Source organism: Arcobacter sp. L, assembly GCF_000284235.1.
GTDB classification, from domain to species: Bacteria; Campylobacterota; Campylobacteria; order Campylobacterales; family Arcobacteraceae; genus Aliarcobacter; species Aliarcobacter defluvii.
Map to the genome: position 1 here is coordinate 1,991,503 of NC_017192.1, position 12,909 is coordinate 2,004,411.

The 12,909-nt window shown below is 27.6% G+C and carries 11 protein-coding genes; 7 read left to right on the top strand and 4 right to left on the bottom strand.

The genetic code is table 11. From position 1 onward, the window contains the following. The first annotated feature begins 60 nt into the window (after positions 1 to 60). The 7 genes from ABLL_RS09870 to ABLL_RS09900 all read left to right on the top strand — a co-directional run bounded on the left by ABLL_RS09870 (position 61) and on the right by ABLL_RS09900 (position 9,007). Positions 61 to 390, top strand: coding sequence for a DUF6172 family protein (locus tag ABLL_RS09870; protein ID WP_014474658.1), 330 nt, complete (start codon positions 61 to 63; stop codon positions 388 to 390). Between the two features lie 151 nt (positions 391 to 541). Then, positions 542 to 1,804 (top strand): serine hydroxymethyltransferase, encoded by a 1,263-nt coding sequence (locus ABLL_RS09875; protein ID WP_014473509.1) that lies wholly within the window; start codon positions 542 to 544, stop codon positions 1,802 to 1,804. A gap of 22 nt (positions 1,805 to 1,826) precedes the next feature. Then, the gene (locus ABLL_RS09880; protein ID WP_014474659.1) at positions 1,827 to 2,654 is read left to right on the top strand and encodes a methylated-DNA--[protein]-cysteine S-methyltransferase; all 828 of its coding nucleotides are present in this window, start codon (positions 1,827 to 1,829) and stop codon (positions 2,652 to 2,654) included. Between the two features lie 305 nt (positions 2,655 to 2,959). Next, a complete protein-coding gene (locus ABLL_RS09885; protein ID WP_014474660.1) occupies positions 2,960 to 6,706 on the top strand; it encodes a hypothetical protein in 3,747 nt (1,248 codons plus the stop codon). Beyond that, positions 6,687 to 7,517 (top strand): tetratricopeptide repeat protein, encoded by an 831-nt coding sequence (locus tag ABLL_RS09890; RefSeq protein WP_014474661.1) that lies wholly within the window; start codon positions 6,687 to 6,689, stop codon positions 7,515 to 7,517. The genes ABLL_RS09885 and ABLL_RS09890 overlap by 20 nt, the downstream gene beginning before the upstream one ends. A 6-nt stretch (positions 7,518 to 7,523) precedes the next feature. After that, positions 7,524 to 8,183, top strand: coding sequence for a hypothetical protein (locus ABLL_RS09895; protein WP_014474662.1), 660 nt, complete (start codon positions 7,524 to 7,526; stop codon positions 8,181 to 8,183). After that, positions 8,180 to 9,007: a tetratricopeptide repeat protein gene (locus tag ABLL_RS09900; protein WP_014474663.1), complete on the top strand. Its 828-nt coding sequence runs from the start codon at positions 8,180 to 8,182 to the stop codon at positions 9,005 to 9,007. The genes ABLL_RS09895 and ABLL_RS09900 overlap by 4 nt, the downstream gene beginning before the upstream one ends. 228 nt (positions 9,008 to 9,235) lie before the next feature. Here ABLL_RS09900 and ABLL_RS09905 read toward each other — a convergent pair whose 3' ends face one another. From ABLL_RS09905 to ABLL_RS09920, 4 genes are read right to left on the bottom strand one after another with little or no spacing between them, the layout of a single operon-like run. Continuing rightward, a complete protein-coding gene (locus ABLL_RS09905; protein ID WP_014474664.1) occupies positions 9,236 to 9,709 on the bottom strand; it encodes a pyridoxamine 5'-phosphate oxidase family protein in 474 nt (157 codons plus the stop codon). Positions 9,710 to 9,721: 12 nt separating this feature from the next. Further along, positions 9,722 to 10,957, bottom strand: coding sequence for a serine hydroxymethyltransferase (locus tag ABLL_RS09910; protein ID WP_014474665.1), 1,236 nt, complete (start codon positions 10,955 to 10,957; stop codon positions 9,722 to 9,724). Further along, positions 10,954 to 12,144: an aspartate aminotransferase family protein gene (locus tag ABLL_RS09915; RefSeq protein ID WP_014474666.1), complete on the bottom strand. Its 1,191-nt coding sequence runs from the start codon at positions 12,142 to 12,144 to the stop codon at positions 10,954 to 10,956. The genes ABLL_RS09910 and ABLL_RS09915 overlap by 4 nt, the downstream gene beginning before the upstream one ends. Positions 12,145 to 12,153: 9 nt before the next feature. Further along, entirely contained in the window at positions 12,154 to 12,855 is a 702-nt protein-coding gene (locus ABLL_RS09920) for an MOSC domain-containing protein (protein WP_014474667.1), read from the bottom strand. Between the last annotated feature and the right edge of the window lie 54 nt (positions 12,856 to 12,909).

Here is a 12,909-nt window from a genome sequence, read left to right on the forward strand (position 1 = left end):
AATATTTATTCATTAATTAAATCAATTTTTTTTTGATATAATTGCACCAAAGGATTTTATATGAAAAAAACGTTCCAACTAAATGTGGCAAACAAAAATAGAGATAGACAAGTTGAATCTATCAAAAATGAAGTAAGAAAATATATAAAAAGAGAAAAAAGTAAAAGACCTCCAGAAGGTTTTAATTTTTGGGCTTTTGATTGTAAGTTTGGAAAAACAGAACAAGAAGCTGAAGAGATAAAATTTGTTGATGTTACAAAATCTATTGATTTTGCTGCTAATGAAAATTATGATAGTTTTTTTATTGAACTTGTGGCAAGAGCAGATATAAAAAAAATAAAAGAAAAAAATGAAACAAATAATGAAGAAGAGGAAGAAATAGAAGATTAACATTCTTCTATCTTTTTTAATTAAGAAGAATTACTTACTAAATAAAATGAAAATCAGAAAAAACTTAATATTATTGAAAATAGCAATTTTTGGATTGTTAAATATTTTTAATTAAGTTATTGTTTTAAAAATAAAAGAAATAGGAGAGAAGATGAGTTTTGTATCAAGCGCAAATCTAAAAGAAGCAGATAATGAAGTATTTTCAATAATAGAAAATGAATTAAAAAGACAAACAAATCATTTAGAAATGATTGCTAGTGAAAACTTCACTAGTCCTGCTGTTATGCAAGCTATGGGTTCTGTTTTTACTAACAAATATGCTGAGGGTTATCCTTATAAAAGATATTATGGTGGTTGTGAGTTTGCTGATGCTGTTGAGCAATTAGCAATTGATAGAGCTTGTAAAATCTTTGGTTGTACTTATGCTAATGTTCAACCTCATTCAGGAAGCCAAGCTAATGGTGCTGTTTATGCTGCATTATTAAGTGCTGGTGATAAAATCTTAGGTATGGATTTATCTCATGGTGGACATTTAACTCATGGTTCTAAACCTTCTTTTTCTGGTAAAAACTATTCTGCTTTTTATTATGGTGTTGAATTAGATGGTAGAATCAATTATGACAAAGTTATGGAAATTGCAAAAATTTGTCAACCAAAAATCATTGTATGTGGTGCTTCTGCATACGCAAGAGAAATTGACTTTAAAAAATTCAGAGAAATAGCTGATGCTGTTGGTGCTATTTTATTTGCTGATATTGCTCACATTGCAGGACTTGTTGCTGCTGGTGAACATATGAGTCCATTTCCTTATGCTGATGTTGTTACAACTACTACTCATAAGACTTTAAGAGGTCCAAGAGGTGGTATGATTATGACAAATGATGAAGATATTGCTAAAAAAATAAATAGTGCTATTTTCCCAGGATTACAAGGTGGACCATTAGTTCATGTAATTGCTGCAAAAGCTGTTGCATTTAAAGAGATTTTAGATCCATCATGGAAAGATTATGCAAAACAAGTAAAAGCAAATGCAAAAGTATTAGCAGAAGTACTTACAAAAAGAGGATATGATATTGTTTCAGGTGGAACAGATAATCACTTAATTTTAGTAAGTTTTTTAAATAAACCATTTAGTGGAAAAGATGCAGATGCAGCTTTAGGAAATGCTGGAATTACTGTAAATAAAAACACAGTACCAGGAGAGACAAGAAGTCCATTTGTAACATCAGGAATTAGAATAGGAAGTCCAGCATTAACTGCACGTGGGATGAAAGAAAAAGAGTTTGAAATTATTGCAAACAAAATTTGTGATGTATTAGATAACATTGAAGATTCAGCATTACATGCTAAAATCAGCAAAGAGTTAGAAGAACTTGCTTCAAACTTTGTGATTTACAATCAATCGACTTTCTAGGATTTTATAAATTGGAGTATTAATGCCTACTTTAGATACTACATATAAACAAATTGAAAAGGCAATAAAATATATTGATGAAAACTTCAAGGAACATCCAAGTGTTGAGGAAGTTGCCAAAAATATAGGTATGAGTAAATTTCATTTTATAAGAGTTTTCAAAGAGTATGTGGGTGTTACTCCAAAACAATTTTTACATTGCGTAACGCTAAATTATGCAAAAGAGCACATAAAAGAGTCCAAATCCATACTAGATAGTAGTTTGGATATTGGACTATCAAGTACTAGCAGACTTCACGAACTTTTTGTAAACTTGATTGGAGTTACTCCCAAAGAATGGAAAGAAAAAGGCAAAGATGTACAAATCACTTATGGTTTTGGACAAACTCCTTTTGGTGAAGCTTTGATTGGATTTACAGATAAAGGAATCTGCTACTTAGGTTTTATTGATGAAAATAAAACTGAAATTTTTAATCGTTTCAATGAACTTTGGGAAAATGCAAATTTAGTTCACGATGAAACTGCTGCAAATGAATACTTAGAAAATATCTTCATAAAAAATAAAAAATATAACCTTTTTGTAAAAGGAACAAATCTTCAAATAAACGTTTGGAAAGCCCTACTAAATTTACCAAATGGAATAGTTGCAACATACCAAGATATTGCTAATTATTTAGATAAACCAAAAGCTGTAAGAGCAATTGCAAGTGCTATTGGAAGAAATCATATTGGTTATTTGATTCCTTGCCATAGAGTTATCGCTAAAAGTGGAGCTATGAGTGGATATAGATGGGGAATTGAACGAAAAAAAATCCTAATCGCTTACGAATCTGTAAAAGAAAATAGTTAAAAAATTGTCTTATTTTTTAATTTAAACTATTTTTCCTAATTTGAGTTATTGTTTTACCCTATTTCATAATTATCTGTTGAGATTTCTCTTCAATTAAATATTTTTGAAAAAAATTCAGTAATTCCTTTTCATAATTCTTCTTTTTGTTATTTTGTTACTTACCATCTTCATACATCATTTTTATATTTATTCACTGGTAGTGATAAATTAGTTAAATATAAAATAATAAAGTTGAATATAAAATAATCTGTATTTAAATTATTTTTGTGTACCATAAGCCCATTTCTATGAAAAGGGATAGAAGAATGGGAAATGAATATAATGTAATAGAAGAAGGCGTAATAACTTGTGCTTGTGGAGGAAATGTAACTCTAATTTCAACTGCATCAAACTTAAAAATAGCAGGTAAAAAACCTTTATACCTAAAAGATATGCTAGGAGCATCTGTTTCTTGTCCAAGAAGTAAAAATCCTTGTACAAAAGTAGTGAGTATCTCAACAGCAGGAACAGAAGTAAATGTATCGGCATCGGATTTAACATATCTTCTAAGAACAGATGGATTTAAAACAGATAAAGGAAGAGCTGTAATTTTGAAAGATCCTGGACAAGAAACTTCAAAAATATTATCTATTCCAACTGAAGAAAATTTAGATGTTACTGAAGTGCAAAAAGTTTTAAAAGAAGAGAAAAATAGGATTGAAGAAGAAATAGAAACAAAATATAAACTTTATCTTTTAAGAAAATCTGAAAAAATATATAAACCAATACGTCCTTCAAGAGCTTTCAGAAAAACAAATGAGACATATGAAATAAATAAAAAAGAAACAAAATTTAATAATATTTATTCTCATACTTTAGCTTTTGTATATTTAGTAAAAAATAATGAATATCTAGAGTACAAAATTTGTAGTAATGGAGGAATAAATGCTGAAAGAGTAAAAGATATATATTATCATGATACAAAAAATGAAGTTTTAAGAAGATTTATTCCTTTAGAAGAGGATACAAGCTATCAAGTTTATTATAGTAACTTCCAATTAAAAAGTTTAACGGATATACAAAAACTTCCAGAGCTTAAAATAAATCCAAAAACATTAGATAAAAAAAGTGGAATCTATATAAAAGATATAGATAGTATAGATAAAAATGAAATTGAACAAAAACTTATAGATGCACAAAACCCCCAAAATGGAGAAAAAAATTCAAATATCATAGTAGGTTTTTTAGAAGATATTATAGGAGAGATAGAAGATTTATATGAAAAATATTATACAAACTATAAACTTGCTTTCACCCATAATAAAGCAATCTTTGATGATATAAAGAAAAAGAACACATATGGTTATACTGTGGCTAATTTGGTGGATTTATTTCATATAGATGAAAAACAACAATCAGATGCAGCCAAACTTTCCAATATGTATGCAAGATTAATTTTACTACTTTATACAGATAAAACTTTTATGGATATATTGTTTAGTAAGCCAAACTTAGCTGAATTTTTAGATAAAGAAACTATGAAAATAGCCAAAGCATATATGCAAGAAACTGCATATTTGAATAAAACAATTTTTAATAAAACATTATCTGCAAATGCAGTAAAGCAAGACTTTGTGATGGATAAACTTATGATTGCTAATAGTGGCGTTACTTTTAATGGTACTATGCCTGATTATAATTATAGATATGCCTATTATAATAAATATGCCCAAAAGTTTCAAAAACCAAAAATGAGTCAACAAGGTTTTAAAACTTTAGAGTTTTATGGATCAGACTCAGAATTTACTACTATTCAAGAAGATGCGAGATTGGTTGCTGGGTATGTGATGTTTGCAATATTCTTTAGTAACAAATATGAAAAACAACTTGAAACGTCAGATAACTATGATGCGCTTTATAGCTTACGAGAAGAGTTTTATATCCATCTAAAGTTGATGCAACCTTTACCAAATATAGGAAGCGATAATATAAGAGATATAAAAAATATTGTGGAAGAACAAAAACAAAGCTATAACGCAATTTTAACCAAAGAAGATAAATTTTTAGAAGAATTTGAAAATCTTAATAATATTCATAAAATAAAATCCTATGAATCTAATGGTGGCAAAGTAAATCTTTCTTCAAAGTTTATTTATACCCCAACAACTTCATTGTATAAAGATAGTGGTGTAGCTACACCAAAAAGTATCTTGCCAACGATTATTAGTAAACTCAAAGATGATAAACTAGCTTCCCTTTTGAAAATCTATCAAAACATAGAGTATCCTGATGATTTATTATACACTGTAAGCAATATGAATATCATGCATTTATTAAGTGCTCCAAGAATTTTTATTGAACAAGAAGGAAATAATATAAGCCCTTTTAATAGTGAATTAGCTCATATATATGACTTTATGATCCATACAACCAATAAAAGAAAAAGATTAAGTGATGATAAAAAAGATGTTATCTTCACTCAATATGGTATATCAACTGCATACCTAGAGATGCAATTACAACATCTTATGAATGCCTATTTGCAAGGTGGAGCTTTGCAAAGTAAAGCTCAAAGCTTTATAGATAGATATAAAAGGGAAGTCCCCGCAAAATATAAAATCCAATTAGATAATATCAATGATATGCTCTTTGACCCAACTTTTAAAAGTAAAGATAGGATGGAAGAGTTTATGGGAGTGATTAGTTTGGCTAATGGTATTAGTGGCAATATCATTGAAATATTGGATGAAATTAAAAAAAATAAAGAATCAATTAGATTACAAAAAATTCCACATATTGATTTGGACAAGCTAGATCAAACGATTAAGAATCTCACTTTAGCCAAAGTACAAATGCAAAGTGCTAGTGTACTAATGTCTATGGTAGGATTGGGGTATTTTATTTATAGAAAAGACAAAAACTTTGGTAATAGTATGGGTGCAGTAGGAGATATAGTAAATATTGTCAAAATTTCAATAGATACTCTTATAGCTCAATTTAAAAATAAAGAAGGTAATGCTGTAGAATCCATTATGCAAAAGATTCTCCAACATCAAAAGTTTCAATCTATAATAAAAAGTAGCTCAAAAATGATTAATGCTGTAGGTATTCCATTGGTAATAGTTATGGGTACTTATGATACATTATCTTACTTTAGTGATGAGGATTATGATGCGAGTGTTGTATCTGCTATGAAAACCATGCTAAGTGTTTCATTGTTATTAAGTGCAACTATTATTGGTTTTATATTACTTATTATCTTAGAATTACTTTGGTATTTCTTTGGGCATATAGTTATTAATAGTGATATTGAAAAGTATTTGTATAAATCATTGTTTTATAAGACTATGTCAAATGACTGGTATAAATATACCTCTCCAGCAGCTTTTTTGGTACATTCGGTAAGAGATCATTATAGTGATCATAAAGATTATAAAGCATACTATCTTTTAGAAGCAACCAATCACAATGCTAAATTAAAAGCTATAGAATCCCAAGGCTTTAAATCTCCAAAAGCTCTTGTAAATTTCATAGGTCAAAACTATAAAACCAATGAAAACTATTTTGAAACTGCCTTGGAAAATGAACTAAGCTTTTTTAAAACTAGCATATATGGTTTAGAAGTGAAAGAAACTGAGTATAAAATAGATAGAAGAATGTCAATAAATGGTATTGAGAGAAGTTTTAGAGTACATCATGCAATAAAGATTTCAAATACTTTAATTAATGATGTTAAATTCAAACTCTTTTTTACATCTTACAAAGGAAGTGAATATTTGAACATTACTAAAACTAGATTAATTGCCACTAATGGAGTTTTTAATCTTTTTCCTGATAATAATCCATATTATGATATAAATAATTTTGGATTTAATATTAAAAAAGTAGATTATAAAGCATATATTATTATCTTAAGTTCAATATTTAATGCTAAATATGAAATAACTTTAAGCGATAGTAACAAACAATCACCTAATATTGATATAGTAATAAGCAAAGTAAAACAAGTAAGTTTTACACCAGAAGATAAAGAATTTATAAAAGGAAAAAAAGATGATTCAAAAACTAACTAAATTAATTTTAATAAGCTTTCTAATAATATATTTCACTGCGTGTAATGATTCATTACAAAATAATAAGAATGAAAAAAATAAACAAATAGAATATAAGTCTAATTTACCAATGCCTGAACTTGAAGAAAAACATATAAATCAATATTTTAAACTATCAACAGTGATAAATGCAAAATCCGACCCAATCCCAGCAACCCAAATAGGTTATGCTTATGCAAATAAACTACAAGATTATGAAAAAGCTTTAGAGTGGTTTGAATACTCAAACTCAATGAAACCAACAGCAGATAATTCTGCTTATGCGTGTTATGTACTTCAAGAAATGAAACAATATGATAAAGCTATCAAATGGTGTAATGACTCAATCATTCAAGAAAGCAATAAAGAAGCATTGTTTATGCTTGGGACTATATATGAAGATACACAAAAATATGATAAGGCAATAGAATATTATAAATTATCTGCAAATAAAGGTTATGTAAATGCAATGAATAACTTAGGGTTTGTTTATAATGAAAAATTAAAAGATTATAACCTAGCAGAACAATGGTATTTAAAAGCAGTAAAAAAAAGAAATTATACAGCTTTTAATAATATAGCTCTTTTTTATCATGAAGATTTACATGATGATATCAAAGCTTCTGCTTATGCTATAGCTTTAATAGGAAATAAATATAGTTATCAATCGGTTATGAATTTATTAAAAAAAGATTGGCAAATCCCAAATGATATTATTCAGAAAGGATATGAACTTCAACTAACATCAGATGAATTTCCTATTAAATATAAAGAAAATCTAAATCTAGAGTAAATAAAAATGTCAATTTTTTTTAACCCAATAAAAGAATTTTCCGCAAAATATCTTTTAGAAGCAACCAATCACAATGCTAAATTAAAAGCTATAGAATCCCAAGGCTTTAAATCTCCAAAAGCTCTTGTAAATTTTATAGGTCAAAACTATAAAACAAATGAGATATTTTTCGATACGGCTTTAGAAAATGAGATAAGTTTCTTTAAAACTGCTATTTATGGAATCACTTTACAAAAAGTAGATTATAAAATAACAAATAGAAGAACAGTTATTGCAGGGATTGAAAGAGGGTTTAATGTATATCATGCCTTGGCGATACCAATTAACTTAGCAAAAGATAAAGATTTTAAACTATTTTTTGCACCTTATACTGAGGCAGAATATTTAGAGTTTAGATTACAACATTTGATTCAACAAAGTGGCAATTATATTTTCAATCCTTTTCCCAATGAAGCACCTTATTATCAAGATAGGCAATTTGGACAATCTGCCCATAGTGCAAATTTTAAAGTGCATGTGATAGTTTTAAGTTCATTAGTCAATGCTAAATATGAGATACAAATAGATAGAGGAGTGAGTGAAAACTATATTATGAGAATAAGCAATATAGAGCAAATTAGCTTTACTCCAGAAGATAAACAATTTTTAGAAGGAAGAATGAAATGATACAAACATTAACTAAAGTACTATTATTTATATTTATTACTCTTAGCTTTTCTGCTTGCGAAGAGAAATCTTCACAAGAAAGCAAAACCCAAGAAATAGTTTATATAGCAACTTTACCTATGCCAGAATGGGATGAAGTAGGTGGGAAGAAAATATGGGATGCATATAAAAATTGGCACGACGCCAAATACGACCCAATCCCAGCAACCCAAATAGGTTATGCTTATGCAAATAAATTACAAGATTATGAAAAAGCTTTAGAGTGGTTTGAATACTCAAACTCTATGAAACCAACAGCAGATAATTCTGCTTATGCGTGTTATGTACTTCAAGAAATGAAACAATATGATAAAGCTATCAAATGGTGTAATGACTCAATCATTCAAGAAAGCAATAAAGAAGCATTGTTTATGCTTGGGACTATATATGAAGATACACAAAAATATGATAAGGCAATAGAATATTATAAATTATCTGCAAATAAAGGTTATGTAAATGCAATGAATAACTTAGGGTTTGTTTATAATGAAAAATTAAAAGATTATAACCTAGCAGAACAATGGTATTTAAAAGCAGTAAAAAAAAGAAATTATACAGCTTTTAATAATATAGCTCTTTTTTATCATGAAGATTTACATGATGATATCAAAGCTTCTGCTTATGCTATAGCTTTAATAGGAAATAAATATAGTTATCAATCGGTTATGAATTTATTAAAAAAAGATTGGCAAATCCCAAATGAAATCATAAAAAAAGGATATGAATTACAATTAAATTCTCCTGAGTTTCCTATTAAATATAAAGAAAATCTAAATTTAGAGTAAATAAAAATGTCAATTTTTTTTAACCCAATAAAAGTGTATATCTGTAATAACAAAACATCTTGTAAAAATCAAGATGATTAGTTATACTCCTAAAGAATCATAAAAAATGGTGTCATAAAATAATTGACAATAATCTTTAGGAGAAATTGTCTTATGTCAAATGAAGTCTAAGTAATTTAGCATCAATTTAAACTAAAAAACAAAAAAAGGATTTATCCTTTTTTTGTTTTATTTATAATATCTCCCTACACACTCTAAAATATCTATTTTTATAACAGCTGTTCCATTTATCATTTTAGAAGGTAACTCTTTATCTACTAAGTGAGGTGTGAATTTTGCAACAATAGAAGATAAAGCCATCTTTTTTTCATCAAAATCACTGACTAAAGAGGCTTTCCCTTCTACAATAATACTATTAAATTCTGTATTTACATCGCAAGGATTTTCAACTCCTTCATAAAGAAGAGAAAGCATTTCATCTACTTCAAAACATACATTTGAATTGAATTTAATATTATCTATTTTTTTTCCTTTTGGTAATCCATGCATATATATTTTATTATCAACATAAACAAAATGCATAGGCAAAACATATGGAAAACCATTTGAAGAAAAAGTACCTAATCTTCCAACTTCTGCTCTTTTAAATAAATCATCTATTTGTTCTTTTGTCAAAAGATGTGTTTTTGTTCTATGTCTCATAATAATCTTCCTTTAAATATAAATAGGAAATTGTTTAGATAAAAATTCTAAATCTTTTTTTATTTGTAGGTGTTTTTCTTTATTTTCTATATCATCTAAAACATCACAAATTTTATTTGCTATAAATTCAAACTCTTTTTCTTTCATACCTCTTGTTGTAAGAGCTGGACTTCCTATTCTAATACCTGAAGTTATAAAAGGACTTCTTTTTTCATTTGGAACGCTATTTTTATTTATAGAAATTCCTGCATCATGTAAAGCAAACTGAGCATCTTTTCCACTAAAATCTTTATTTAATAAAGAGACTAAAACTAGATGATTATCTGTTCCATTTGAGATTAATTCATATCCTCTTTTTAATAATACATCAGCAATTATTTTTGCATTTGCTTTTACTTGTTTCGCATACTCTTTCCACTCTTTTGATAAGTTATATTTAAATCCAACTGCTTTTGCTGCAATAGTATTCATCAAAGGACCACCTTGCGTTCCTGGGAAAATTGCACTATTGATTTTTGACATTAACTCTTCATCATTACTTAAAATAACTCCACCTCTTGGTCCTGCTAAAGTTTTATGCGTTGTAGTTGTAACCACATGAGCATAAGGAAATGGATTCATATGTTCACCAGCAACAATAAGTCCAGCTATATGAGCAACATCAGCTAAAAAATAAGCCTCAACAATATCTGCAATTTCTCTAAATCTTTTAAAATCTATCTCTCTTGCATATGCAGAAGCTCCGCAAACTATCATTTTTGGTTTGATTACTTTTGCAATTTCTAAAACTTTTTCATAATCAATATATCCATTTTCATCTAAACCATAAAAAAAACTTTGATAGTTTTTCCCTGAAAAATTCACTTTTGAACCATGAGTTAGATGTCCACCGCAAGATAAATCCATTCCTAAAATAGTATCTCCATGATTTAACAATGCCATATAAACAGCTGCATTTGCTTGACTTCCTGAATGTGGCTGAACATTTGCATATTTACATGAAAATAATTCACAAACTCGACTTATAGCCAATTCTTCAACTCTATCAACGTATTCACAACCACTATAATATCTCTTATTTGGGTAACCTTCTGCATATTTATTTGTAAAAACCGTACCTAATGTTTCCATAACAGCTGGTATTGTAAAATTTTCACTAGCAATCATCTCTAAATATTCATTTTGCCTATTTAGCTCTTGCGTGGCTAAATTATAAATTTCGTTATCAAAATTTTTTAAACTATTCATTTTCTTTTTTCCTCTTTTAAAATTTCTATTAATGAACTCTCAAATCTTTCAAAACCTTGTTTTATCTCTTTTTTTGAGATATTTAAAGCAGGCAAAAATCTGATTATATTTTTCCCTGATTTTAAAACTAAAACACCTTTTTTTAGTGATTTTTTTACTATTTCATCAAGTTTATTTTCATCATTTAAAACAAGTCCTTGCATAAATCCCCAACCATTTTTTTGTAAAAATAAAGATGGATATTTATCTACAAAATAGTGTAAATAGTTATTAAAATATTTTATATTTACTTCCAATTTTCCACTATTTGAATACTCTTCTAAAATATTTAAAACTTTAGTGCAAACTGTTGTTGACATATGATTTCCACCAAAAGTAGAACCATGGTCACCAGCTTTAAAAATATTTTTTAAACTTGTCATCATAACTCCTATTGGAATACCAGTTGCTAGGCCTTTTGCTAAAGTTATAATATCTGGTTTGATTCCAAAATATTGGGAAATCAAAAAGTTACCACTTCTATAAACTCCTGTTTGTACCTCATCAATAATCAAAAGCAATTTTTTACTTTTTAAGATAGTTTCCAACTCTTTTATTTTGTGAACATCTTGCATAAATATTCCGCCCTCACCTTGAATTAATTCAAGCATCACAGCAACTGTACTTTCATCTATTAGTGTTATTGCTTCATTTATATCTTTTGCATAAACAAATCCTTCGGGATATGGTCCAAAAAATTTATGTTTATCTTCTTGGGCTGTTGCTTTTAAAGTAGCAATTGTTCGCCCATGAAAAGAGTTTTTTATAGTAATAATTTTATATTTTTGTTTAGCAAATTCTGTATTTCCATATTTTCTAGCTAGTTTAATAGCACTTTCATTTGCTTCTGCTCCACTATTACAAAAAAAACATTGCATATCAAGATTGCTTAATTCAACTATTTTTTTTGCACATTTTTCTTGTGATTTTATTCGATAAATATTTGAAGTATGTAAAATATTTTTTGCTTGTTCTTTTATAGTTTTTACAACTTCTTTATTTGCATATCCTAAACTATTTACACCAATTCCTGATGTAAAATCGACATAATCTTTTCCTTTTTCATCATATAAAATAGATTTTTTCCCTTTTACAAAACTTACATCTAATCTTTTGTATAAAGGCAATAAATATTCATCTTCTTTCATTTTTATTCCTTATGTGTGATAATGAGAAAATTGTTCATCTTTATCTTTTAATTTATATCTTTTTTCAAGTGATGTTAAAAATGCTTTTCCCAAATCTTCACAATTTAAAGCTTCTTGAGTTAAGTTTTCATCTAACATTGGATTTATCATCAATTGATTTAATTTTTCAATTGTCAAATTGGGATTTTTCCTTGTTTGTAAAATAACCTCATCATTTTTACAAATAAATCCCTCTTCTAAAACTTTTGCATACCAGCCTGTAAGACCACTATCAAAAATAAACTTCGTCATAATTTTTTTATTTGTATTTGCACTCAATTTCCAACAAGGTTGCCTTGGTTGTGTTATTTGAACTAAACTTTCTCCAATTTGCAGTACATCTCCAACACAAATATCTTTTTCACAAATATCAGATAAGATAATATTTTCTCCAAAATAAGCCATATCTGTCATATCAAAACTATCACTAAAAAAAGAGTTTATTTTTTCATATGTGAGTTCTGAAAACAAAAACAAAGCTTTATTTTCTCCACCATGATGAAGTAAATCAGCTTGAAAATCATCTTTAAAACCTGTTTTTGTAAGATATGATTTTTCTATTGGATATTTTTTTATACCTGAAATCAACTCTTGACGTTTACTATTTTCCAGTTTTGTAGTAGTTACAATTCCAACTTTTACATATAAAACATTTGCAATTTTTTTACTCATGAAAATGCTCCAATTTTTTTAATAATTGTATCAGTTAAAAAAAATCAATATGTG